Genomic DNA, 25427 nt, shown 5'->3' on the forward strand with positions numbered 1-25427 from the left:
TATGGCGAGATACAACGGACGACGTTTACTAAAATTTATGTTTTTGCGACCCTGTAATTGGTAGGAATATTCTATGGCAACACGTACCCCAACACATGCCCTAAGCCCAACGCCGCATACTCAAGACACTGCAACAAAAGTGCTAGCGGTACTAACCCAAAAATTACAGCATGAGATCCTTCTGCTTGATGGTGCAATGGGCACCATGATCCAAGATCGCAAATTTGAAGAGCAAGACTTTCGCGGTGAACAGTTCAAAGACTGGCATTGCGATGTAAAGGGCAATAACGACATGTTGGTGCTGACTCAACCTGCCGCGATTAAACAAATTCATAAAGATTATTTATTGGCTGGTTCCGACATCATTGAAACCAATACTTTCAATGCCACTCGTATCGCCATGGCCGACTACGACATGCAGGAGCATTCAGCCGCGATTAACCTCGAAGGTGCGCGCCTTGCTCGACAAGCTGCCAACGAAGTTGCAGCACAAACTGGCCGCAGCTGTTTTGTGGCAGGTGTACTCGGCCCCACCAACCGCACTTGCTCTATCAGTCCTGACGTGAATGACCCTGGCTTTCGTAATGTCAGTTTTGACGAACTTGTTGAAGCTTATATTGAGTCCATTAACGCACTAATAGCTGGCGGCGCCGACATCATCATGGTTGAGACCATTTTCGATACGCTTAACGCTAAAGCGGCACTGTTTGCCATTGAAACCGTATACGACAGTCAAGGTTTCCGCCTACCGATTATGATCTCCGGCACCATCACCGATGCCTCTGGCCGTACCTTAACCGGACAAACTACCGAAGCCTTCTATAACTCACTGCGCCATGTTAAGCCCTTGTCGATTGGTCTTAACTGTGCATTAGGACCAAAGGAGCTACGGCCATATGTTGAGGAGCTATCAAAAATCTCTGAGTGTTATGTGTCGGCCCACCCAAATGCAGGTCTTCCAAATGAATTTGGCGGCTACGATGAAACCCCAGAGCAGATGTCTGAGATCATCGAAGAGTGGGCTGACGAAGGTTTTTTGAATATCATTGGTGGTTGCTGTGGTAGCACCCCGCAGCATATCCGCGCTATCCGCGATGCCGTGACTCGCCATGATGCGCGCGTATTGCCCGATATTCCAGTGGCTTGCCGTTTGTCAGGGCTAGAACCACTTACCATTGATGAAAACTCACTATTTTTAAACGTCGGTGAACGTACTAACGTGACAGGTTCTGCCAAGTTTTTACGGCTGATTAAAACTGGTGAATATGAAGAAGCGCTTAGTGTCGCCCGAGATCAAGTAGAAAACGGCGCACAGATCATCGATATCAACATGGATGAAGGTATGCTCGACGGTGCCGAAACCATGCACAAGTTCCTTAACTTAATCGCCTCAGAGCCGGATATCTCACGGGTGCCGATTATGATCGACTCCTCTAAATGGGAGGTTATCGAAGCCGGGCTAAAATGTATTCAAGGTAAAGGCATCGTTAACTCCATTTCGCTCAAAGAGGGCGAAGAGAAGTTTATCGAGCAAGCCACACTGGTTAAGCGATACGGCGCCGCGGCGATTGTAATGGCGTTTGATGAACAGGGCCAAGCCGATACCAAGGCGCGTAAAATAGAAATATGCACTCGTGCTTATAACGTGCTGGTCGACAAAGTCGGTTTTCCGCCAGAAGATATTATCTTCGACCCTAATATCTTTGCCATCGCTACCGGTATTGAAGAGCATGACAACTATGCGGTCGACTTTATCGAGGCCACCCGTGAAATAAAACGCACCCTGCCCCACGCGATGATCTCTGGCGGTGTGTCGAATGTGTCGTTCTCATTCCGGGGTAACAACCCAGTGCGTGAAGCCATTCATGCCGTGTTCCTTTATCACGCGATTCAGGCGGGTATGGATATGGGTATTGTTAACGCGGGGCAATTGGCGATATATGATGATATTGATGCCGAACTTAAAGAGCGCGTTGAAGCCATTGTGCAAAACCTACCTTGCACTGCGGTTACTAGCAAAGGGGAAGAGACCAATAACACCGAACTGCTGCTTGAAGTAGCCGAGAAGTTTCGTGGTGATGGCTCTCAAGCCAATAAGAAGGAAGATTTAGAGTGGCGTAGCAAGCCGGTTAATGAGCGCTTAGCCCACGCACTGGTTAAAGGCATTACCGACTTTATCGACCAAGATACCGAAGAAGCCCGCGCGGCAGCCACTCGGCCACTGGATGTGATTGAAGGGCCGTTAATGGATGGAATGAACATTGTTGGTGACCTATTCGGCTCAGGCAAGATGTTTCTGCCACAAGTGGTAAAATCCGCTCGGGTAATGAAAAAAGCCGTGGCATACCTCAACCCCTATATTGAACTCGAAAAGACCCCCGGCCAATCCAACGGTAAGATCTTAATGGTCACGGTAAAAGGTGACGTCCACGATATCGGCAAGAACATTGTTGGTGTGGTACTGGCCTGTAACGGCTATGAGGTGATTGATCTTGGCGTGATGGTACCGGTTGAGAAGATCATCGAGGTGGCTAAAGCGGAAAATGTCGATATCATCGGCATGTCAGGGCTTATCACCCCAAGCCTTGATGAGATGGTGCATAACGTTAAGTCATTCCATAAGGCAGGCTTAACCATTCCGTCAATTATTGGCGGCGCAACCTGCTCAAAAATTCACACTGCAGTGAAAATCGCCCCGCATTCGCCGACGGGCGCAATCTATATTGCCGACGCCTCACGCGCTGTGCCTATGGTGTCGAAGCTAATTAATAATGACACTCGCCAAGCGACGATTGATGAAGCCTATGCCGAATACGATGTGATGCGTGAAAAACGCCTGTCGCAGACCAAGCGCAAAATCATCACCTCAATTGAAGCTGCGCGTGAAAACCGCTGCCAGCATGACTGGGAAAGCTACACCCCATTTGTACCAAATCAATTGGGCCGCCAAGTATTTGATGACTATCCGCTAGAGGATTTAGTCGAACGCATAGACTGGACGCCATTTTTCCGCAGCTGGGAGCTACACGGGCATTTCCCGCGTATTTTAGACGATGAAGTCGTGGGCGAAGAGGCGCGTAAGCTGTTTAATGATGGTAAAGCCATGCTTAAGAAGATCATCGATGAAAAATGGCTCACAGCTAAAGCGGTGATCGGCTTGTTCCCGGCCAATACTGTTAACCATGATGATATAGAGCTGTACACCGATGAGACGCGTAGCGAACTTGAGCTTACGACCCATCACCTGCGGATGCAGATAGAACGCGTAGGTAACGACAACTTCTGCCTAGCAGATTTTGTCGCGCCTAAAGACAGTGGCGTCGCCGATTACATGGGCGGCTTTGCCGTCACTGCGGGTCATGGCATCGACGAGCATGTTGCACGCTTTGAAGCAGACCACGATGACTATAGCGCCATTATGCTCAAATGCTTAGCCGACCGCTTAGCCGAAGCGTTTGCCGAGCGTATGCATGAGCGAGTGCGTAAAGAGTTCTGGGGTTATGCCAGTGATGAGGTACTCGATAACGAGGCACTAATTCGTGAAAAATACAAGGGTATTCGCCCTGCACCTGGTTACCCCGCTTGCCCAGATCATACCGAAAAAGGCTTGCTGTGGGACTTACTAAAGCCTGACGAGACTATCAACCTTAATATCACCGAAAGCTACGCCATGTTCCCCACCGCCGCGGTATCGGGTTGGTACTTCGCCCATCCTAAATCACGCTACTTTGGCGTGACCAATATTGGCCGTGATCAGGTTGAGGATTACGCCGAGCGTAAGGGAATGAGTATTGAGGATACTGAAAGGTGGTTGGCACCGGTTTTGGATTATGATCCAGAGTAGGCAGCCCCTGTGAAGTAAAGAGTCCAGCCCTGAGCGGGAGAGTAAACTTGTTTGCTCGGTGACCACAGGTCTAAATGAAAGAATCCAGCCTTGAGCGGGAGAGTAAACTTGTTTGCTTGGTGACCGCAGGTCTAAATGAAAGAATCCAGCCCTGAGCGGGAGAGTAAACTTGTTTACTCGGTGACCGCAGGTCTAAAGCAAAGAATCCAGCCTTGAGCGGGAGAGTAAACTTGTTTACTCGGTGACCGCAGGTCTAAAGCAAAGAGTCATCAGAAGTAATTACGCTAGTCGCAGACATTGGTCACTTTTAGGATTAAGTGGTTCCAATTGCCTGTGGCAAGCAAATGTGCAGATACTAGCGTGACACGCCGTAAGTACGCCTGACCTGCTGGGATGGAGGGAATGCCAAATTCAGTATGGAACAGAATTAGCCCTGTAGGCTCAGCCATGACAAATAGCATCTATGCCTCTCGTTCGTAAGCTTGATAACTTTGTTATCTCTTACCAGAACATGGACGCTCATTGCAGAAGCTAAAAAGACATGCCTGTTCCATCTCTTCCTTTTTATTTTTGCTTTAAAACATGCCCTACCAAGCGGTTAAATAAAAAGCGGTAACTGCATATATCGAAATAAGCGCGACTAATTCCGACTTAACTTTAACGGTTTACTACATTTTACCTATACTTTTTAAAGATAACTCAATGATAGTTTGATTTGTTTGAAGAAGGGTGAGATTAGCTCCTATTGAAGTGCTGTTTCACAGTGCCAAATATACTTGTGTGATAACTTTAGCCCCCTTCAGCAAAAGCTAATAAATCAGTTCAACAACGGAGTTAACGTGGGAATTCGAGATAAAAAATTAATGCACAACATAGGCCTTCAGGTGGTCATCGCCATGATAATTGGTGCATTAGTCGGTTTTTTCATGGGAGAAGACGCCGCCATATTTGGGCCGCTTGGCACCATATTTATTCATCTAGTTAAAATGCTCGTCATCCCCTTAGTCGTGGTCTCCATTATTGCGGGTGCAGCCAGCTTAGGTAACAGCCCCTCGGCTGGTAAGATAGGTATTGGTACCTTTACCTTCTTTATTATCACCTCGGGCATTGCCGTTACACTTGCTCTGGTCATGGGCAATATATTCAAGCCAGGAGCTGGAGTGGACTTTACTGCTCACAGCCAATCACTAACCCAAATCACCGCAGAGCAAGGAGCACTGCCTAGTGCGATGGATACTCTGATTGGCATGATCCCAACCAATGTATTCGAATCTATGACCTCGGGGAATATCTTGCAGATCTTAGTCTTCTGCATCTTCTTCGGTATCGCCTTGAGTAAAGTGAAAGGCGATGGCGCCAAACCCTTTATCAATGGCCTCAACACTGTCGTTGAAGCCTTTATATGGATGATCAACTGCGTGATGATCATCGCACCTTTAGGTGTATTCGGTCTGATGGCTGAATCAGTAGGCTCGTTTGGATTTCAGGCTTTAGAAGTGGTCTTGAAGTTATTCGTGGTGTTTGTGGTGGCGATTCTTATCTACGCCTTCATCTTCTTTCCGTTGATCGTTAAGTTTTTCTCAAACGTCCCAGCGATGAAGTTTGTCTCGGCGATGAAAAAGCCACAAGCGATGGCGCTGTCTACCGCCTCCTCTATGGCCACTTTGCCCGTCACCATGGAAACCTGTGAACAGGAGCTCAATGTTTCGAAGGCAACGGCCGCTTTTGTATTACCATTGGGTGCAACCATTAACATGACAGGTAACGCCATCTACTATGGCTTGGTCGCCATGTTCTTTGCCCAGATGTATCAAATCGACTTAACCATGACAGCCTATGTCGCCATTATCTTCACGTCGACCCTAGGTGCCATCGGTCAAGCGGGTGTACCGGGCCCCTCTTTCTTGGTCGTTGCTGTGCTGCTTGCTGCTGGGATCCCGATTGACGGGCTGCCACTGTTGTTCGCCCTAGACCGTATATTTGACATGATCCGTACCTCACTGAACATTACCGGCGACGCCGTCTGTGCTGTGGTGATGGATAAGTTCAACCCTGAGCACAAATAGCTGATGGCTTAACAGTGCAGGATCCCATCCTGCACTGGCTACATGGGTAAAGCGCTTAGTTTGGCGTCAATATGCGTAATATTGACGTTACTTCATCACCGCTTGTTGGAAACGATTACCTGCGATAGCACCGCCAATCAATACCAGTAAATACACCCATCCCGATAATGAGAAATTAGCGATAGGGGTGAACAATGCCCCCACATTACAGCCATTAGCAAAGCGAGTACCCAATCCCATTAATAATCCCCCTAGAGCAAAAAGCGCTAACTGTTTAGCTGAGTGGTTAATGGCAAATAAAAACTTAAATTTCCCCATAAACAACACCGCGATTAAGGCGCCTAAGGCGATAGCAAGGTTTTGCACCGACACACCGTGTTCAAAAAAGGGGGTGGTAAACATCGCTGCTGGTCGCTGGCTTATCTCGGTAATGGTGTTTAACTCAACCCCGAAGAACATCAAGCCCTTAGCAAACCAAATACCAAAGGGTGTCGACGCTCCCCAGCCTGAGCCAGTGCTTGCCATCATGATGCCAAAAATAACCGCTATGACTAACGCGGTAGTGCGCATTTGCCAGAGGCTGGCAAACCAATTTTGATATGTTTCGCGGCTGAATAATCTGAAGGGGGTTTCTGCACTGTCTTGATTGCTTTGGCGTTGAATATTTTGACGTACAATCTCACCAGAGACACCCAAATATGAGCCATTGCGGCGGCGATAGTTTTCATACTTTTTGGCAATAACCACCACGATTAAGGCAAATGTTAGCGTCAATAATATCGACATGAAATAACCATTAAGCGGCGTACCAGCAAACAAGTCCGGTAAGAAGACGCCTTTACCTTGATAGCTTGCAGATGAAAACCACGAATCAGTTATCCAGCTTTGACTACTTTGTAATGGAAAGCCAAAGAAGACACCAGCCCCAAAAAACAGCAATGTAGTCGCAGCTCTTGGAACATCACTAACAAACTCTACCATCACGCCTGTTGCGCAGCAGCTTGATAAGCTCATACCTGCGCCAAACATGATGCCACCGATGAGCAGTCCGGCATTAATGGGGTTAATCCATAAATCATAATGCTGGCTGTCAGAGTTAAGCAGTAAACCTGCATTGATGGCAGCTGTGACGACAAACATAAACATAAGGGTTTGTAGTAACTGCGTTGAACCACGGCGGTAGGCCCGATTAATACTGCCTGCAAAACCAATGGCTCCTTTGACTAAAGCAAAGCCTAAACTGAGGCCTAATAACATCCGCAAAAAGAGCCCATCATTAGCCAATTGCGTTGCGCCAACCACTAACGACAACAGTAAAATTATTACGGCCATCACCGCTTGATTCTTATTTATAACCACAACATCTACCAACTACATTTAGTAACAAATCACAAACATAAAACAAACAAAACGTTATATTTTTCAAACGCTTTATCGCTCCAGTCATTTAGGTTGGAGATTGTGGTGAATCAGTCTGTTTCTGTCTATCGCTATAGCTTGTTTTAGATAGACCCCTTTGTAATAACTCATGCGGTTGTGGTCATTGCAGTAATAACAGACAGTAAAAGACAGGACAGCCGTCACCTTTGGTATCACCACCACAGGGCATTTTCAGTCTGTTGATTTATGTCTAATCTTTTCCCGTGAGCGCAGCGCTCTGTGAGTAAAGCGTTCGTCTTCGCCGTTATCTGTTTTCTTGGATATGGCTCATCAGGTATTTGGCATCTTTCCATACGCCGCCGAGGGTGGCTGAACCGCGGGTGTATAGCCAAGGCAGGCCGATGAAATATAATCCATCGACATCTTTACTAACCCCGCGATAATTACTTGGGTAGTTCATTTCATCAAAAGAGATATCTTCAATCCAAAAGAAGTTGGGCTTAAAACCCGTAGCCCAAATGACATTTTTGATGCTGCTGATACTGCCTTTTTGAAACTTGATACTGCTTTCATCGGCTGACAATGTTCTGCCCATATGAATCACATTCTCTTTTGCCAACAGTGACTTTACATCAGTACCAATCACTGGCTGTACGCCGTTGCTTAACCATTTGCCTATTTTGCTAAAACGGGTAACCGATAAAAAGCCAATCTTAGTGAACCACCACCATAAGGTTTTACCTAAAAATGATTGTGGGATAGAGGCAATTTTATCGGTACCAGAGAAGTGTACCTTACGTCCGGTATCGGCAATTTCTGATAGAATTTGCACCCCAGAATCACCAGCACCAACCACCAAACAATCCCCCTCTTGCAACTGTGCAGGGCTTTTATAGTTTTCACTGTGTAGTTGGGTAATATCTGCTGCGATATCGACATGGCAAGCGGGAGTATAGGGAGTATGAAAGGGGCCAGTTGCTATAATCAGCTGCTTGGCTTGATAGCTTGCCGTGCCGCTGGTTATCTCAAAAATACCATCTACTTTCTTTACTGAGGTGATTCTTTGATTGAATTCAATCGGCATCGAAAATTTTTCAACGTAACTTTTTAAGTAGTCTGCCACTTCATATTTATTGGGATAATAGCCTTTAGGAAACGGGAACGGCATACCTGGAAGATGGTTGTATTCGGTGGGGGTGAAGAGCTTTAAAGAATCCCAGCGCTTTAGCCAAGGGGCGCCAATGTGTTCGTTGGCATCTAAAATTAAGTAGTCTTTGTTATTTTTGGATAAGTTATAAGCCATAGACAGTCCAGACTGACCTGCGCCGATAATGATAAATTCTTTCATGGTTCCCAAATGCGTACATATTGTTATTATTTTGCGCAGCATTCTAACAGATTACGACATTGAATCTGACGAATGCTAAAAATGATTAACAGTGATAGTGTAAAGTCTGCTGTATCGCTTAAGGTAAACAAGAGCTTATGCACACTTAAATATACGGAGGTTCAACCTGCGAACACACTATTAGCCCTGTCTCTTAGTTACATCTTTATGCTCTAAAATATGCACAAATCAACCATTTATTGAATAGGTACGCACCGCGCTGATCTTGCCTTAATATTTACTGCTTGTTTTACAGCCAAGATTAAGGTGTAAAGCTAACTTATCGACTATATGGATCACCTTGAAGTCCCTGTTCAGCCGTGCTTTCGGATTTGTGTAGAAGAGTCAGCTATTAGCCTGTGCAAATGCCCTCATTGGGATTAGCACCACAATTAAAAAATCGATACCGGAAGGCTGATAAGGTTTTTCAAGATAGTGGTTATTCGTCCTTCCCCCTGATTTCAATCCTGTTTTTTATCCTCTACTTCACCCTCTTTAAGCTGCTCTGATATTGAGTTACCGATATATTGATGGCTGTTTAAAAGAATAGAGAAATGATTTTCGCCAACCACTTTTTGCAGTCTGCTAAGCGCATTTCTTGGCGGATTAGCCTCGGCAAAGGCGATGACTTTCTTGGCATCGAAGGCTTCGTCTTTGTCACCTATCCATAAATCGTAACCTTGCAGCTGTGTTAGTTGTTCATCAGGCGCTGTAGGCGTCAGCGCATTAGACATATTGACAGTATTAAACGATACGATCTTGGGATTATCATCTAAGACCTGTTGCGGAAAATGATACTGCACCGCCTTTGAATGTCCCATGAGTAACCCGCCACTCATCGCATTGGTCACAAAAGATGATACGCTGACCGTGGTAAACGAAAACGGCTTGGGTTCATCGTGTTCTGTCTCCGAACGGTAGCCAAAATAGGGGGCAACAAAAAAATAACCATCAGCAGAGTAGTGTTGCTTCCAGCTTGAATAATTGAGTATTAACCCCGAACCCGATGAATGACCGGCCATATACAGTGGCAAGCTAGGGTAGCGCTGGCGTGCATATTCAATGACACTATTGATATCTTGCCACACCTGCTCCTTATCGGGTGCGTCGCCCCTAGGACCTGATGATGAGCCGTGACCACGAATATCAGGTGTGAATACCGCAATGTTAAACTCATCCCGCAATCCGGCGCCAATATGGGGGTAAATGAGGCCACTATGGGCACCAGCACCATGATAGAAGATAACTATCGCTTTCGGTTCGCTGGGTAAGTAAGCCCGTAGCGCTAGCGTTTCACCATCGCTAGCAGTGATATAGTCGAGCGCGGGGAGAGATGCTAAAGGCGCTGTTTTTATTTCACTAAGAGAGAAAAAATTGCTCGGTGCGTTATCGGCTACAACAGTAGCGCTGTCGCCTGCTAAAGCGGGACTAGCACAGTGTATAAGGCTAGCGAACATTAGCTTGAAGGTCATTTTTTTCATATTGTTTTCCTGAACAAAGAAATATAACGGCCCCACCCTGTCAATGAAACTTCGTTTGTCTTTAAACACTATTTTGTACTTGTGCATCTATGTTAATGTTACCGCATAAACAATTGCAACAAATGGATAACATGAAAATCAACAGTGTCTCGGCATTAATGTTGCTTTGGATGGTGACTTTTTCAAGCTTTGCTGAGTTTGAAACCCAGCTTACAGACACCATCGATGTTGCCATCCAAGACATCAAAATTTGGCGTAAAATCGATATTGAGCCAGACTCACCTCCAGCATCGCTTGCTGCGCTTAAACATTTATATCGTGCATCAGCCTCTAGCAATACCTCATTGGTTAACCATTCTGGTGCCTATGTCGCCCGACTAAAACTAAATAGTTCAGCCCCACAGGAAGCTAGCTGGTTTGTTAGAATAAATGCCAACTTTGTTGATCAGGGCCTTAGCTTTTGGGAGTCAGAACAATACGTCAATAAGCATCCGATTAACTTTTCACAACATGGAGATATAAACACTCCTAAGTTAATGCATACCCAAGCTTTTGGATTACACTTACAACAACAAGAAAGTGGCTACCTTTGGCTTTATATTAAAGCTGAGCATTATGCGCTGCCACTAACGGTTGAGATCATTAACAGCGCCCGTTTTTACCACAAGCAGTTTATCACCAATACGGTGACACTCTTTTCTATTGCGGCTATGCTCACACTGGCCGCTATTGCTTTAATCCTATATATCAAAACACGTTTAACAGTCACTCTTGCCTGCTCTGCTTATATTGGCTTACACGGTTTTGGTTGGGCAGCAGCCTCTGGATTAATCGATGATATTTTTAATATCCAGAGTATTAACACCACTTATCTTGGCATGATGCTGTTTCCATTTGCCATCGCTTCGGCCAGCCAATTTACTAAGTTATTATTCGACTTAGATCCTTTACATACCCGACTGGCGAAATTCTTTAATGGGCTGTCTATTGTTTGCCTGATTGCGGGTTTGCTGATGCCTCTATTAGCCTTTTCAACCTCTTTTGTTATTTCCCATATTATTGCGCTAATCTGGGTGCCGCTTGCCATTATTGTCGGTTGGAAAATGCTGTCCCATAGTAATTTCAGGGCCAAGTATTATCTGTTCGGCAATCTTCTATATGGCCTGTCTATGCTTTACTATATTTTGTCTCATAGCGCCGTGTTTACCGAACAACAACATGCCGAGCTTGTCGTTATGTTGGCGTTAACCGGTGATTGCTTTTTCATACTGCTCTCGCTAGCCGCTTGGTTACAACAAAAAAAGCAGGATTACTCTCGCAGCTACTATCAGGCTAGAATCGATCCCTTAACTCATATAGGCAACCGCTATGCTCTAAGTGAAGCGTTAACCAAAGTCGATGACAAATACATTATTGCCTTTATCGATTATGACGGGATTAAACAGGTTAACGATAAGCTCGGTCATAATCAGGGCGACGCCTTATTGCGCTATGGTGCTAAAACCATGGCAAATGCCCTTGATAGTAACGGTGAAGTATTTCGTACTGGCGGTGATGAGTTTGTTTGGCTACTCAACAGCCAATTGTTTAGCCATTTCCCGGAAGCGAGAAAGGAAATTGAGCTGATGATGGTTCAATGCCAAAGTGCAATACAGTCGAAATGGCCACAATCAGGGATAAGCTATGGAGTCGCCCACGCAGAGGAAAGCATCAATCAATCTGAATGCCTTGCCCTCGCCGATAAACGTATGTACCAACACAAGCGCAGCAAAGATAAACATCCGGTAGCCGATAACATAACGGATAAAAATACAGAATCGTCAACTTCAGCCAGCTAAGCATAAATTGCTGAGCCGCGATATGTATCTATATACCGACAATTTTAGCGACCAATATATTCCCCATTAATGAACAACACATCCCGCAATCAATATTAGCCATTCAAAATGATCACCTAATTACAATTAACATAAAACATTTCCAATACAACTCAAATCCAGCTTATATCTAGCTTGCAAATATTCAGTATCAGTTATTCAGTAGAAAAACACGTTCTTTTATAACTTAGATGTCTCATTTTGTAACGTATTATGTGTGAACCTGATCACCGCTATTAATATTAAAGCCGATACAATTCATAACAGTTAATTAAAAGTTACTACAAAGTAGCTAATTAACCATTTAGTAATTTACTAAAAACCTAGGGCGCTTTATTAAAATTTATGACACAACATAGTGTAGCGGACTATTTAGACATTCCTTATTAATAGAATGTTTATATATTTTACCAATAGTACTTTACCTAAACTTTAATAATTTATTGAGATTGGTTCTTAATCACAACATTAAAGCTAGTCACAACTCGCCTTAGTCAATATAGGTGCAAATAATGCACCGTTAAAATTAATACGGGGTTGAACATGAAAAAAACTACTCGCAGCGTACTGTGTTTAGCGGTACTCGCGGCTTTAGCTGGTTGCAACGATGATGAGACAATTATTAATACCGACAGTGGCTATGCACCTGTGGTCACGCAAGGTAAAACACTCACCAATACGCCAGACATCATCATAAAGAGTCAAAACGAAGTCGATGAAGTCACCATCACTATCGGCGCAACATCGGATCTCCATGGCCGTATCTTTGGCTATGACTACGCACTCGATGCGGTAGATTCTGATGCTGGTTTAACACGTATATCTACCTTGCTTGAAACTGCAAAAGCAAACAATCCAAACATGATTTTGATTGATATCGGTGACACCGTTCAAGGCAACTCGGCGCAACTGTTTAACGATGATCCAACTCATCCTGTGGTATCTACCTTAAACTCACTTGATTTCGATCTCTGGGTTCCAGGTAACCATGAATTTAACTTTGAACGCAGCTTTATCGATCGCAACCTGAATCACTTCAATGGTGCGGTAGTATCAAACAATATCAAGTGGGAAGAGAACGACGCTAACTACATTCGTGCTTTCCAGGTTTTCGAAGTCGATGGTGCTAAAGTGGCAGTCGTCGGTGTGAGCCCATCAAATATCCCCAACTGGGAAGCTTCTGCACCAGGACACTTTGCCGGTCTTAAGTTTGATGAAGAGCTAGCATCTACTCGTACAGCAGTCGATGAGCTAATCGAAAAACACCATCCAGATGTCATCATTGGTGCATTCCATTTAGGGCGTAGCGCTGAAGGTGGATCGGGGGTTTACAAGATTGCCGCTGAAATGGCTGATAAATTTGATGTCATCCTAGCCGGCCACGAACACGCGACTTATATCGAAAGCATTAACAAAGCGGTTGAAGGTGAAGAGATTACTTCAACCGATATCTCTATTGAAGGTGGTGATACTGCTGAAGATAAGACTGTTTCAGGCACTTATAACGAAGCCAATCGCGCTCAGAGTGTGAAGATCATCGAACCCGGCAAATGGGGTTGGGCGCTAGCTCAGGCAGAGATTAAGCTTAAAAAGAACAGCGATGACAAGTGGGAGATGGTTGATACAACACTGAGCAACATCACCTCTAAAGATATCGTAGAAAGCCCTATTACAAGCTCACAGTTCCAATATGTTCATGACATGTCTAAGGCCGATGCTCAACTGGTTCTGGGTTTAGTCGGCGGTGACTTCACCCCGGGTACTGGCGCCGACGAAGCAGTACATGAAGATTTCAATCAAGAAGCGGGTCGTCTCTATTCAACGATTCATACCGCTAAAGTCATGGATACACCCTTGATGGATTTCATCAATCAGATCCAACTTGAGAAGTCTGCAGCAGTAGTTTCAGCGGCCTCTCTGTTCTCTGATAGCTCTAACCTCATTGATGGTCAAGAGTACGCCAAGAAAGACTCCACTAACCTATACAAATATGACAATACCCTTATCGGTATCAATATGACCGGTGCCAATCTTAAGCGTTATATGGAGTGGTCTTACACCTACTTTAACACCTATAAAGACGGTGACATTACCGTGTCGTTTACCAAAGGTGCTAAAGCGTACATGTATGATCAGTTCGACGGTAAGATTGACTTTGTTGTCGATTTAACTGGCGATTCACTGACTATGGATGAAAACAATACGGTCACCAATGAAGGTAACCGTATCGAGATCATTGAAATTGATGGTAAGCCATTTGATGCAACCGCCACATATAAGGTTGCCTTAAATAGCTATCGCTGGGGCTCAAATATTAAGAAGTTTGGCTGGGCAACTGCTGAAGATGTTTATTATGACTCGGTCAACGAGCCTGTTTACGCTATTCGTGACATGCTGACTGAATATGTAGCAGACAACAAAGGCGTTAATGCTAGCGATTTCACCAACCCTAACTGGGAAATTAAACAGTACCAGGATAATGGCGCTATCACCTTGCTACGCACAGACAATGGCGCTGGTCAGGCATTGTGGAATAGGCTGATTAGCAAAGAAATTTGTGTCAACATCGACCCGGATAACCCTAAGTACCCAGGGATTTTAGACGCGGTAAATGTCAATGATGTGAGCTCATACTCTGTCAATCCGACTCAAGATTATGCCGGTTGTGTCACTGAATAGATAACACTCTATAAAGGCCTGGAAACAGGCCTTTTCTATTGAGGCTAGTCTGTAGTGATCAAAACTAACCGATCTGTTAGCCAAGCTTAAGATACTTTTTTACTCACTTTAGTTATAGATAACCTATGTTAAAAGAATATCGCTTTACCCTATTTATCGCCCTAGTCTCGACTTTGATTTTCTATATATCTCCCAGCTTGAGCGACAGCTTAAAACCGAAGACAGCGCTACAGCAGGAGTTTGTCGAAGCGCGCGTAGTCTCTGTTATCTCCAATAATCTGGCGCCCGATGCTAGAGTGCCATCGATACTGACAGGCCTACAAGTGATCACAGCTGAGATTTTAGAGGGAGATGAAAGCGGTAAAGTGGTTGAAGTACAAAATCCCCTTAGCAGGCAACATAATGTGCTGGTCGGCGAAGGCGACATCTTCATTATGATGATAAGAGATACCCCAAACGGCACGGTATATTGGGCTTACAACCACAAACGCTCGACCGCTATCTATTGGATGTGCTTTGCCTTCCTATTATTGCTGCTCTCTTTTGGCAAGAGAGAGGGGTTGAACTCTGTGGTCTCGCTCTACTTTACCGCGGCACTGATCATCGGCGTGTTAATCCCAGCTATTTTTGCGGGATGGAGCCCCGTGCTTGTCACCATCATTCTGATGGGATTAAAGATTGTAGTTAATTTTATTCTAGTATCTGGCTATAACCGCAAGAGCTTTTGCGCCATGGGCGGCACCTTGCTAGGTGTCATAGCGGCCGGCATAATGGCGCAGGTATTCGGTGAGTTTGCCAACCTTTCGGGGATCTATTTAGATAAAGGCGAAGACGTTATCTATTTGGCGACCCAACCGATTCAGATCCGCTGGCTAATGTTTGTCGCCATCATGATTTCGGCCCTAGGCGCAGTGATGGATGTAGCCATATCGATTGCATCTGCCTACAATGAACTGAAAATTACCGATCCTAAGCTCAGTCCAACGCAGCTGATGAAAGCCAGCATGAATATCGGACGAGATATCATGGGCACCATGACCAACACATTAATATTGGCCTTTGCCGGTAGCTCTTTAACCACCATTATGATGGTTTGGGGTCTGGACATGCCACTGACTCAGTTTATCAATACCCCGATTATCGCCCTGAGCATCATTCATGCGCTGGCGGGCAGTGTCGGCATCGTACTCACTATTCCGCTTACGGCTTGGCTCGCGCGCTATATGCTCAATGAGCCCAACCCCATTGCTGAAGCATCTCAATCAACAACAGATAAAGCAACCACTGAACCATCACTGACAAATCAGCCTGCTACGGCTAGTTCGATCACTGTCGATATTTAACAGAGCGATCTGCAGGACTCTATTGGGCAGTCGATAAGTTAGACTTGATTCGGATATTTGATATGGCAAAGTAAAGGTTAGCAGAGCAAGCTTTTGCTCCTACCAGCTTAGAGTAGCCCTACTCATCATCTAACAAGTTGACGAGCGTATCAGCCAGCCACAATAAGGCTGGCCCCTTGGCCTTTTGTTTTGCCATTACACGATCAATTGGCACTCGCCACGGCTTGTGGTCAAAGCTAAGCGTCATTCGAACCATGTCGCCATGGCGCTGGTATTTCTCTGCCATATGTGCAGGAATATAACCCCACCCTAGCCCCTCTTTTACCATGGCATTAACGGCATTAAAGCTATTTCCCCACCAGATATGTGAAGAGATACTAGGGCAATGTGCCAATTCCTGCCCATCAAGACCACGGATCAACAATTGACGATGCGGGATCAAATCAGCAACTGTGACTAAATCCATTTTTGCCAATGGGTGCGCTGGACTGACTACGCCGTTAAACGGCAAGCTACCGACGTAACATAAATCCACATCTTGGGGAAACTCACTGCTGGCAAACATCAAGCCTAAATCAGCGCGGCCAGTATGTACCAGGTTTAATACGTCAGGTGTTGATACGGCGTAAAGCTCCAACAGGGTACCAGGGAAACGCGTTGCAAACGTATTGAGTATGCTCGTTGTTACTGGAAGTAACGCATCATCCACCGCCATTTTTATCTGGGTTTCATGGGATAAATTTAACGCATTGCTCACTAAATCCAACTCATAAGTCTGCTGTAAAATAGCTTGAGCAAACGGCAGTAATCGTTCCCCATGGGCGGTTAATGAAGGTTTTCGGCTGGTACGGTCAAACAGTGTGGTGTTGAGCTCAATTTCAAGGTTAGCGATCCCCTGACTCACCGCCGACTGCACCTTGCCCAACCGACGAGCACAGGCGGAAAATGAGCCCGATTGCGCCGTTTCAACAAACATTCTTAGCTGTTCTAAGTTATACATATCACTTTTCCTGATAGTAACTAACTATCTTCTTTCGCCAATATTGATGATTATAGCAATCAAGACGCACTGAACAACACAAATGAGACCGACCATGAACACCAAAGAACGAATTTTTCACAGCATATTATTTGAAGCGATAGCGTTAATATTTGTGATCACCGCAGCGACCGTCTTTACCGATGCAGGCGCAAAGTCGGCCACCGGATTAGCGGTCGGACTGTCGTTAATCGCTATGTGCTGGAATTACGTATACAACCTGGGATTTGACCGCGTATTTGGCGATAACCGCATTGAGCGTTCATTTAAAATGCGTATCGGCCACGGACTCGGTTTTGAGCTGGGTATGGTTTTCACCACACTCCCATTGATGATGTGGGTGCTACAACTAGACTTTGTCACCGTATTTATTATGGATATCGGCGTGGTTATTTTCTTCTTGGTGTATGCCATTATCTACAACTGGGCTTATGACCTGCTCCGCGAACGTATCATCTCTAGCAGTTGCAACTCTTTAAAACCAAGCTGAAGTAACGTTTATCCACGAGAAGCTTGTCACACTTGTTGTAAACATATTAGATTGAAAACTCAATGACTTATACCTATGTTAACGTTACGAACTTATTGAGGCATCGAACTCGTAATACACTGATAGATAACAAGGCAAGTCTAGCAATGAATATCGCAAACAGCAGCAGGCCACAATCTCGCAACTCAGGCTTCACTCTAATATCAATTCCACTAAAGATGTGATCAATTCAGAGCTTTCTCAGGGCTTTCAATTCAAGGCGCATTGTGGAAGAAATGGTTATTCCCTTTTAAGACAATGTAACGCAGCAGTGAATGTCCTGAGAAGCTCACTGCGTGCGGCTGATGTTTAAGGCATGGGAAAACCCCTTAATACAGCGCATGTGGCTTTCGATATACGACCGAATAGTCTATTTTGTTCCATACAAAATAAGACATTTCCACCCTCCTTGGCGGTCAGATTCAGGAGGTAGAGTGAAGCAGGATGCCAGAGCCGAGAATAACTATTAGCTACAGCCCACGTGCTTGTCTAAAGTGATTTAAATTCCCGCTGAATGAGCAACTATTTAATGGAATTGGTATAATAGAGTTGGTCGTTGTTGTTATTATCTTAGGCATTTTGGCTGTTACGGCTTTACCTAAATTTATCAATTTAAGCTCAGACGCAAACATTGCTGTGATTAAAGGATCTAAAGGTTCGATACACACCGCAGTTTCGCTATTTAAAGCTAAAACCATGACTTCTGGTAATGGCTTTACAGATGTGGTCGAGTTCTCGGGCATTAAAGGCAGTAACTACCAGCCATGGGCGGCAACGGAAAATGGTTATTCATCGGATTACTCTTCACCACCAGAAATATTTGAGGGCGCAGGCTTAGATGTTAACGACTGGGCTTACCGTATTTATGTATCAAACAGTAGCTATGCTGTTATTGCTGCACCTAGAAGTGTGCTAGATAAGAGTGAACCGAGTGCGGCCGAGGTTAAAGCGACTAACTGCTATTTTCAGTATCACTGGCAAACCGCTGGAGAACCAACAATAACAACAGTAATGACGGACTGCTAGAAGAGTAAAATTCTGAGTTAACAGCTATTATCAGCTAAGCGCTTCATAGAGGATATTGAGTTTGAACAATTATTTTGACAGCCCCTTTGTCGGAAAGTCACTGCAAGATCAAGTGACAAATCCTAATATCATTGTGGGAAAACACAGCTACTACTCAGGCTACTATCACAACCATAGTTTCGATGATTGTGCGCGTTACTTGCTGGCCGATAGAACCGATGTCGATAAGCTCGTTATTGGTAGCTTCTGCTCAATTGGTTCAGGTGCGGTATTTATGATGGCAGGTAACCAAGGGCACCAAAATAATTGGGTTAGTACTTTTCCATTTTTCTACCAAGAAGATGAGCACTTTGCTGACGCTAAAGATGGCTTTGAGCGTGCTGGTGATACCGTTATTGGCAATGACGTGTGGATTGGTACTGAAGCGATGATTATGAGTGGCGTTAACATTGGTGACGGTGCCGTTATTGCCAGTCGCGCCTTAGTGACTAAAGATGTCGCACCCTACTCTATTGTTGGTTCAAATCCGGCAAAACATATTCGTTTTCGTTTTTCTGAAACAGAAATATCGCAGTTGCTCGAAATGAAATGGTGGCAGTGGAGCGATGAGCAACTACAACAAGCAATGGCACTGATGTGCTCATCAAATATTAGTGGTCTATACGCTTATTGGCAGGGGTTAAGCCAAGAGTAGGCTCCCTCTTTCTTCATTATATGGGTAGCGGTGACTTAGCTTTCTCAATGTTTGACTTCACTTCTCTCCACCCGCTATGCGCACGGTTAAAACAACCACATTTTAGTGCTATGGTTAACTATATAGGCTGTTTTAAACATCGCGCAATCGCAACAAAACCATAACATTCTGATTCAAAAGATATTTAGCTAAACGGCACAGAAAATGCTTATTCTATAACCATTAATATCTCAAATAATGGGTTTAGCCATTTTATTGCAGTATCGCTAAACCTCGATATAAAGCCAAAGGAGCGGCAGATGTCAGTCACGTTAGAAGATAGACCCATAGAGCAGGTTCGTGAACAGGTTATTGATAAACTCATCGTTAACTATAGCCACGGGATAATATCCGCAGAAGCGTTTGAGCGTCGCCTCGACGATGCGATGGCCAGTGAATCCCATCAAGAGTTACTCGACTTAGTTGCCGACTTATCCCTATCTACAGATGACGAATACAGCAGCAAAAAAGATCAGCAATTTACGCCTAATTACGCCAGCAAAGAGGCTGATGACACATTAGTCATCAGCTGTATTCTTGGCAATAATGAGCGCAGCGGACAGTGGCTTGTTCCAAGTGAGATCAAGCTTAATAATGTGCTGGGTGAAACCGTTCTTGATTTTACCGATGCTATTTTTCAACATCAAAACATCACCATTAAACTCAACTGTGTTCTGGGTAGTGCTAAAGTATTTATTCCCGAAAATGTCAATGTGATCTGTAAAACCTACTGCGCCGGAAGTAGTATTGAAAACTGCGCACCGTCAATGGCAAACCGCCAAGCACCGGTTATCACCATAGAGGGTAAAGTGGTGCTTGGTAGCCTTTCAGTATCGGTGAAGCGCACCATCAAAGAGAAGTTTATCGCCTTCGCCAATCAGCTTAAAAATACTTTCAATTAACCGACATAAACAAACGCTCTAACGACATATGCAGGCTCTTGTCGGTGTGCGCTTTTAACGAGTGAACCGACATTTAAAGGCGCATCAACTGGCCCCGTTTATCAATGGGTAATAACCCTTGGGTGGCGCATAAAAAAGGCTCATCATTGCTGCTGAGCCTTTACTCTGTAGTCACTACCAGCTAAGAATTCGTTAAGAAAGTTAACCGACTAACTGATGGCGAAATACTTTCTCATTCATCTTGTCTAATTCATTCAGCCATTTACCTACGGTTTCTTCATCATGAGGAGCCGGCGAAACACCCAACGCCAGATCGCCTGCAATGAGTGATTCAATAGCGACAGCCACTGTCAAAGAAACCAGACGAGCCATGGCGGAGCCACGCTCATCACCCACGGCATCGATACCATAACTTGAGTGCCAGATCGTTTGCTCACCTTGAGGGTCTTTAACTTCGAGTTCAACAGAAAGTACCACACGGTCGGCTTCACCCACATCGTATTGGTGCTTGTCCCACAGCTCGTCACTTAGCTTGGTCAAACGCGCAAGCCCGGCATCGCCAACGGCAGCATCGACCTCGGTAAATAACCCGCTCCAAGCAGTTGACCAACCATTAAGTCTTAGCGTACCACGAACAAACTCTTGAATATTCCAGTCATCACCAAAGCCATATTGCTGCTGAAATGGCAGTGAATCACGGTTAGGATATGCCTGAAAAGTCTCAAGGCTTGCGTCACTCATGCGCATATCGAAAGCTGATAGTGCTAACCACGGTTTTTCAGTCTGCTTAACTTCACCATCTTGAGTCCACTGCGCTGGGGACTTAAGCGCTTTTAATACGCCAAGTGGTGACCAAGAAAATTTATACTTAAATTCGTTAGCCACTTTTGGGAAGCCACCGCAATAGGAGCGGAAGCTATGTTGATTGGCCTTATCAAATTTATCCGATGCCTGATATTTGGCTATCAAGGCGTGAGCGAGCAGATGATCAAGCCCTGGATCTAGCCCCACTTCATTTACGAAGCACAAGTTTAACGATTTGGCCTTTGCATCCAGCGCCAGCATCTCGGGCGAGACGTAACTACTCGAAACAAAATGCGCATTTTGACCAAGGCATAATTCGGCCACATGTACATGCAGGGTCGCAGGCAGCATTGAAATAACCACATCGCCGGGATTAATCTCAGCTTCTAAACTGAGCCACTCTAGTTGCTTAGTCGGAATATTAATGCCTAAGTGGCTCACTGCTTGCTCAGCTTTAGCTAAGGTACGGTTCCACAGAATAAGTTTTTGACCCGATTGAGCGACTTTTTTAATTCCCGGAAGTGAAGAGAGTCCGGCGCCTAGCCAATGGATAGTTTTCATTTTTGTAATCTCTTTAATGTTAATCAATGTGTATGTGATTTATCGGCTTAGCTTGTTATACCTGACCGAGTTTGTCAGCGAAGATGTGATTAGCTCTCTGCCAAACGCCCTGGGTGAGGTCATCGAGCTGCAGCAGGTGTGGTAGCAACTGTTGGCAAAAATCCTCGCTACTCTCAACAGGTAGCAGCGAAGGTAAGTGGTCGATGGCGATCAAGTCGACAGGATTTTCTCCGTCGACTATACGCAGGCATGGCTCATCAAAGGTGGTACAGCTAGAATAGATCGGCAAAGGGTTGTATGTGCCATATGGATCGCAACTCACATCGCAAATGATAGCCAGTCGACGTGGGTCAATGTCATTTACGTTCAACATTGGCAGGGTAATAAAGGGTGGCAGGGCTTGCTGTACGAAAACGCAATTAACCAGCACATCAAAATCTAAAATATCCTCGAAAGGGCCACCTATTTGAGTCTCTGCAATATCCCATTCGGTCACATCTGCACCGACACATTTGGCCATCTCGACAGCGCCACGACCACTTCTGCCTTTTGCACCGATCACCAATACCTTAGGCGCCTGAGACAGCTGACTTATGGCACTTGTCACATCATCGACCAATGCCTGTTTGCTTGGCATAGATGTCAGTTTAGGCAACACAGGGCCATCAACTTGTTGGCGGCGACCAAATGCTTTGAGAGCCACTGCCGCACCAGCAAAGCCCGCCCAATAACCAAATGCAGCCACGCGGCGCTGCTTGTCATCCACTAAATATTCAAGATCGTATAGCGTACCGTCACCCGATTTAAATCGACGAAGCACTTCTTGCCAGCCCTGTTGCTCCTTATATACATGAGCAAAATGGATATGACGATGCGTCAGTGGCCAACTCGCTTCACTGAGCTCTTTTAGCCCTAGGATGATGGTGTCACTAGGGGCACTTTGCCAACTATGAGCCGGTTTAATGTCGCAGCCTATCTCTTTGTATGCTTGAGCCGGAATAGCACTCAGCGTCGACTCTTCGACAGTGATCTTAAAGCCTGCCTGCAATAATTGCTCGGCAACGCTAGGGGTCAAGGCAATGCGTTCCTCTAAGGGCTTAGTTTCTGCACGCAACCAAATATGGACTTTTGTCATACCGCTAGATCTCCTGCAAGCCTACCCGCCTGCTAAGGTTTACACACTCAAAAGTGAATGGGTGATAAATTGCTATTGAAAAGTAGTTAGTGTATACAATATTCAGCGACACACAAGCTTAACATACCGACTACAACTACAATACAATTAGGTTCTGGGAGCATAATGGCAATGGAAGCGCTACAAACGAAGGTCGTCGAATATTCTCCAAACAGCGTGAAACTGCTGGCGCAGAAACATTTTAAGATAGCTGTCGAGGTTAAGGTTCTGCCTGGTTATGATGATCTCAATTTTCTGCTTAGCGATAGTGCCGGCAAGCGTTTTATCCTTAAAATTGCCAATGCAGATGAATCACTAGCCGAGTTAGATATGCAAAATGCAGCAATGAACTACCTCGACCAACAAAACTTTCAGCCCTACCAGCTACCTAAAGTGATTAAGAATCAATCTGGTCATGAAATCACGCCTCTGCAGGATAAACACGGCAGGCCGAGACAGATGCGCTTGCTGAGCTATGTGGCCGGGACTTTCTATAGCGAACACAAGCTACTCAATACACACCACCATCAACAACTTGGCGTCTTGCTGGCTAAACTAGATTTGAGTTTGCAGGGCTTCTCCCATAGAGCGGCATCACGCCATTTTGACTGGGATCTTAAACATGCTGAGTCGGTGATCCGCGCTAAGGTAGATTTGATTTCAGAGCAGTCTCGACGAAAGCAAGTACTGACTATTCTGTCGTTGTTTGAGCAGCAAGTGAGCCCCTTTAAAGCTGAGTTGCCACAGGGCGTGATCCACAACGACGTGAATGATTATAATCTACTGCTCAGTAGTGCAGATGAGGATGCTGAGGTTGTCGGTCTGATCGATTTCGGTGATATGGTGCATAGCTATCAGGTCAATGAACTCGCTATCGCCTGCGCTTACGCCATTCTTGGCACAGACACGCCGCTGAAAATAATTAAAGCCATTACCCTCTCCTATCACCAATATCGGCCGCTAAATGGCGCTGAGATCTGGGTCTTATTACCTTTAATAGCAGCTCGACTTGCGGTCAGTGTATGTAACTCCGCTGAGGCTATTCTGGCTGAGCCAGATAATGATTACCTCATGGTAAGCGCTAAACCTGCATGGGCCGCTATCGCTACACTGCTTAAATTGGATGCGAAAAGTACTAGTTTCGAGTTGCAACGGCTGTGTTTTTCATCAAAGAGCCCATCGCCCATTACTGCGGATAATACTCAGTTTGAACGACATCAAGATATTGTCAGCCAACGAGAGCAGCGACTATTCAAGACCTTGAGCGTCTCATATCAACAGCCGTTGATCATTGAACGCGGCCAGGGACAGTTTCTACTTGATGAAAACAACATCGCCTACTTAGATATGGTCAACAACGTCTGCCATGTTGGTCACTGTCATCCCGCCGTTGTAGCGGCGGGTCAAACGCAAATGGCTAAGCTAAATACCAATACCCGTTATCTCAATGACAATATTATTCAGTACAGCCAAGCCTTGCTCAAGACCTTTCCAGAGAGCTTATCGGTAGTCATGTTTGTTAATTCAGGCAGTGAAGCCAACGAGCTTGCTATGAGGTTAATGCGCTGCAAGACACAATCGGATGAGTTATTGGTGGTTGACGGCGCCTACCACGGCAATACTAATAAGGCGATCGAGATAAGTCCCTATAAGTTTAATGGTCCAGGTGGTGAAGGGGCCGGGGCACATATTCATGTAGTGCCCATGCCTGACCCTTACCGAGGTGAACATAAGGGCATGTCTGTCACAACGGGTCTGGCGTACGCCCGCCCAGTAGAACAGGCGATCGCACAGCTGCAACAAAGCGGCAAGCCTCTTGGAGGATATATCTGTGAGTCTTTGCAGGGAGTCGGTGGCAATCTAATCATGCCAAATGGTTACCTTAAAGCCGTTTATAGCGCGGTACGTAAGGCTGGTGGTATCTGCATTGCCGATGAAGTTCAGGTTGGCTTTGGTCGAGTCGGTACGCATTGGTGGGCATTCGAAACTCAAGATGTGGTACCAGATATCGTCACTTTAGGTAAGCCTATCGGTAATGGTCATCCCATGGCAGCAGTAGTCACAACCAAAGAGATTGCTGATGCGTTTGTAACTGGTATGGAGTACTTCAATACCTTCGGCGGTAACCCCGTTTCATGTGCCATAGGAAAAGCGGTATTAAATGCCATCGATGATGAAAACATGATGCAAAATGCCCAGCATACTGGCGACTATATGCAAAGATGTTTAGAGATATTAAAGCAGCAGTTCGACATCATTGGTGATATTAGAGGCTTGGGCCTCTTTATTGGTGTTGAGCTAGTAGAGGACGAGCAATTAACTCCCGCAACAGAAAAAGCAAAGCTATTAGTTGAATGGTTCAAATCGCGTCATATCTTACTGAGTCTCGACGGTCCTTTCAGTAATGTACTTAAAATTAAGCCACCGATGGTATTTAACCAAGGCAATGTGGATTACTTCATTGAGCAACTGACGCAGGGGTTGTCTCAAATAAGTAAATAATCACTATAGGCCTAGGCCCTTTTGTTTAGTTTATAAGGCCTTAGGCAAACGTTGCTCAAGGATATACGGCCACTGCAATGTAACTACTTAAAAATGGTTG

Annotated in this window: 16 protein-coding genes; 10 read left to right on the forward strand and 6 right to left on the reverse strand. The window is 45.2% G+C overall.

Translation table 11 applies throughout. From position 1 onward, the window contains the following. The first annotated feature begins 73 nt into the window (after positions 1–73). Complete coding sequence (metH, locus tag JK628_RS17845; protein ID WP_202286282.1) at positions 74–3844, forward strand: methionine synthase; 3771 nt, start codon at positions 74–76, stop codon at positions 3842–3844. A gap of 863 nt (positions 3845–4707) precedes the next feature. Further along, entirely contained in the window at positions 4708–5910 is a 1203-nt protein-coding gene (locus JK628_RS17850) for a dicarboxylate/amino acid:cation symporter (protein WP_443020016.1), read from the forward strand. An 87-nt stretch (positions 5911–5997) separates the two neighbouring features. On the opposite strand, the gene JK628_RS17855 is transcribed toward JK628_RS17850, so the two are convergent. The 3 genes from JK628_RS17855 to JK628_RS17865 all read right to left on the reverse strand — a co-directional run bounded on the left by JK628_RS17855 (position 5998) and on the right by JK628_RS17865 (position 10158). Then, positions 5998–7269: a YeeE/YedE thiosulfate transporter family protein gene (locus tag JK628_RS17855; RefSeq protein ID WP_202286283.1), complete on the reverse strand. Its 1272-nt coding sequence runs from the start codon at positions 7267–7269 to the stop codon at positions 5998–6000. A gap of 325 nt (positions 7270–7594) precedes the next feature. After that, entirely contained in the window at positions 7595–8638 is a 1044-nt protein-coding gene (locus tag JK628_RS17860; protein ID WP_237524051.1) for a flavin-containing monooxygenase, read from the reverse strand. Positions 8639–9138: 500 nt separating this feature from the next. Further along, positions 9139–10158 (reverse strand): alpha/beta hydrolase, encoded by a 1020-nt coding sequence (locus JK628_RS17865; RefSeq protein ID WP_237524052.1) that lies wholly within the window; start codon positions 10156–10158, stop codon positions 9139–9141. A gap of 131 nt (positions 10159–10289) precedes the next feature. Between JK628_RS17865 and JK628_RS17870 the strand changes: the two genes are divergently transcribed. The 3 genes from JK628_RS17870 (at position 10290) to JK628_RS17880 (ending at position 16057) form a co-directional block, all read left to right on the forward strand. Then, positions 10290–11996, forward strand: coding sequence for a sensor domain-containing diguanylate cyclase (locus tag JK628_RS17870; protein ID WP_202286285.1), 1707 nt, complete (start codon positions 10290–10292; stop codon positions 11994–11996). Between the two features lie 582 nt (positions 11997–12578). Continuing rightward, positions 12579–14714 carry a bifunctional metallophosphatase/5'-nucleotidase gene (locus JK628_RS17875; RefSeq protein ID WP_202286286.1) on the forward strand — a complete coding sequence of 712 codons (2136 nt, stop codon included), beginning with the start codon at positions 12579–12581 and terminating at the stop codon, positions 14712–14714. A gap of 125 nt (positions 14715–14839) precedes the next feature. After that, on the forward strand, positions 14840–16057 hold the full coding sequence (locus tag JK628_RS17880) for a YibE/F family protein (RefSeq protein WP_202286287.1): 1218 nt from the start codon (positions 14840–14842) through the stop codon (positions 16055–16057). A 118-nt stretch (positions 16058–16175) separates the two neighbouring features. Here JK628_RS17880 and JK628_RS17885 read toward each other — a convergent pair whose 3' ends face one another. Beyond that, positions 16176–17057 carry a LysR family transcriptional regulator gene (locus JK628_RS17885; protein ID WP_202286288.1) on the reverse strand — a complete coding sequence of 294 codons (882 nt, stop codon included), beginning with the start codon at positions 17055–17057 and terminating at the stop codon, positions 16176–16178. A gap of 94 nt (positions 17058–17151) precedes the next feature. Between JK628_RS17885 and JK628_RS17890 the strand changes: the two genes are divergently transcribed. The 4 genes from JK628_RS17890 (at position 17152) to JK628_RS17905 (ending at position 20286) form a co-directional block, all read left to right on the forward strand. Beyond that, on the forward strand, positions 17152–17586 hold the full coding sequence (locus tag JK628_RS17890) for a PACE efflux transporter (protein ID WP_237524053.1): 435 nt from the start codon (positions 17152–17154) through the stop codon (positions 17584–17586). A 588-nt stretch (positions 17587–18174) separates the two neighbouring features. Next, positions 18175–18651 (forward strand): type II secretion system protein, encoded by a 477-nt coding sequence (locus JK628_RS17895; protein WP_272931633.1) that lies wholly within the window; start codon positions 18175–18177, stop codon positions 18649–18651. 61 nt (positions 18652–18712) lie between these two features. Continuing rightward, complete coding sequence (gene catB, locus JK628_RS17900; RefSeq protein WP_202286290.1) at positions 18713–19345, forward strand: type B chloramphenicol O-acetyltransferase; 633 nt, start codon at positions 18713–18715, stop codon at positions 19343–19345. A 299-nt stretch (positions 19346–19644) separates the two neighbouring features. After that, positions 19645–20286 carry a DUF1707 SHOCT-like domain-containing protein gene (locus tag JK628_RS17905; RefSeq protein ID WP_202286291.1) on the forward strand — a complete coding sequence of 214 codons (642 nt, stop codon included), beginning with the start codon at positions 19645–19647 and terminating at the stop codon, positions 20284–20286. Positions 20287–20487: 201 nt separating this feature from the next. Here JK628_RS17905 and JK628_RS17910 read toward each other — a convergent pair whose 3' ends face one another. Both JK628_RS17910 and JK628_RS17915 read right to left on the reverse strand, forming a co-directional pair. Further along, complete coding sequence (locus JK628_RS17910; RefSeq protein WP_202286292.1) at positions 20488–21651, reverse strand: saccharopine dehydrogenase family protein; 1164 nt, start codon at positions 21649–21651, stop codon at positions 20488–20490. A gap of 55 nt (positions 21652–21706) precedes the next feature. Then, complete coding sequence (locus JK628_RS17915; RefSeq protein WP_202286293.1) at positions 21707–22786, reverse strand: saccharopine dehydrogenase; 1080 nt, start codon at positions 22784–22786, stop codon at positions 21707–21709. Positions 22787–22951: 165 nt separating this feature from the next. On the opposite strand from JK628_RS17915, the gene JK628_RS17920 reads away from it, so the two are divergent. After that, positions 22952–25327 (forward strand): aminotransferase class III-fold pyridoxal phosphate-dependent enzyme, encoded by a 2376-nt coding sequence (locus JK628_RS17920; protein ID WP_202286294.1) that lies wholly within the window; start codon positions 22952–22954, stop codon positions 25325–25327. Positions 25328–25427 lie beyond the last annotated feature (100 nt).

Origin of the sequence: Shewanella sp. KX20019 (genome assembly GCF_016757755.1) — a bacterium.
In the GTDB taxonomy this organism is placed as follows: Bacteria; Pseudomonadota; Gammaproteobacteria; order Enterobacterales; family Shewanellaceae; genus Shewanella.

What these genes read in the sequence shown, in the direction of transcription:
- metH (WP_202286282.1), top strand. Translation starts at nt 74, where the DNA reads ATGGCAACACGTACCCCAACACATGCCCTAAGCCCAACGCCGCATACT.
- JK628_RS17850 (WP_443020016.1), top strand. Translation starts at nt 4,708, where the DNA reads ATGCACAACATAGGCCTTCAGGTGGTCATCGCCATGATAATTGGTGCA.
- JK628_RS17860 (WP_237524051.1), bottom strand. Translation starts at nt 8,638, where the DNA reads ATGAAAGAATTTATCATTATCGGCGCAGGTCAGTCTGGACTGTCTATG.
- JK628_RS17865 (WP_237524052.1), bottom strand. Translation starts at nt 10,158, where the DNA reads ATGAAAAAAATGACCTTCAAGCTAATGTTCGCTAGCCTTATACACTGT.
- JK628_RS17870 (WP_202286285.1), top strand. Translation starts at nt 10,290, where the DNA reads ATGAAAATCAACAGTGTCTCGGCATTAATGTTGCTTTGGATGGTGACT.
- JK628_RS17875 (WP_202286286.1), top strand. Translation starts at nt 12,579, where the DNA reads ATGAAAAAAACTACTCGCAGCGTACTGTGTTTAGCGGTACTCGCGGCT.
- JK628_RS17880 (WP_202286287.1), top strand. Translation starts at nt 14,840, where the DNA reads ATGTTAAAAGAATATCGCTTTACCCTATTTATCGCCCTAGTCTCGACT.
- JK628_RS17885 (WP_202286288.1), bottom strand. Translation starts at nt 17,057, where the DNA reads ATGTATAACTTAGAACAGCTAAGAATGTTTGTTGAAACGGCGCAATCG.
- JK628_RS17890 (WP_237524053.1), top strand. Translation starts at nt 17,152, where the DNA reads ATGAACACCAAAGAACGAATTTTTCACAGCATATTATTTGAAGCGATA.
- JK628_RS17905 (WP_202286291.1), top strand. Translation starts at nt 19,645, where the DNA reads ATGTCAGTCACGTTAGAAGATAGACCCATAGAGCAGGTTCGTGAACAG.
- JK628_RS17910 (WP_202286292.1), bottom strand. Translation starts at nt 21,651, where the DNA reads ATGAAAACTATCCATTGGCTAGGCGCCGGACTCTCTTCACTTCCGGGA.
- JK628_RS17915 (WP_202286293.1), bottom strand. Translation starts at nt 22,786, where the DNA reads ATGACAAAAGTCCATATTTGGTTGCGTGCAGAAACTAAGCCCTTAGAG.
- JK628_RS17920 (WP_202286294.1), top strand. Translation starts at nt 22,952, where the DNA reads ATGGCAATGGAAGCGCTACAAACGAAGGTCGTCGAATATTCTCCAAAC.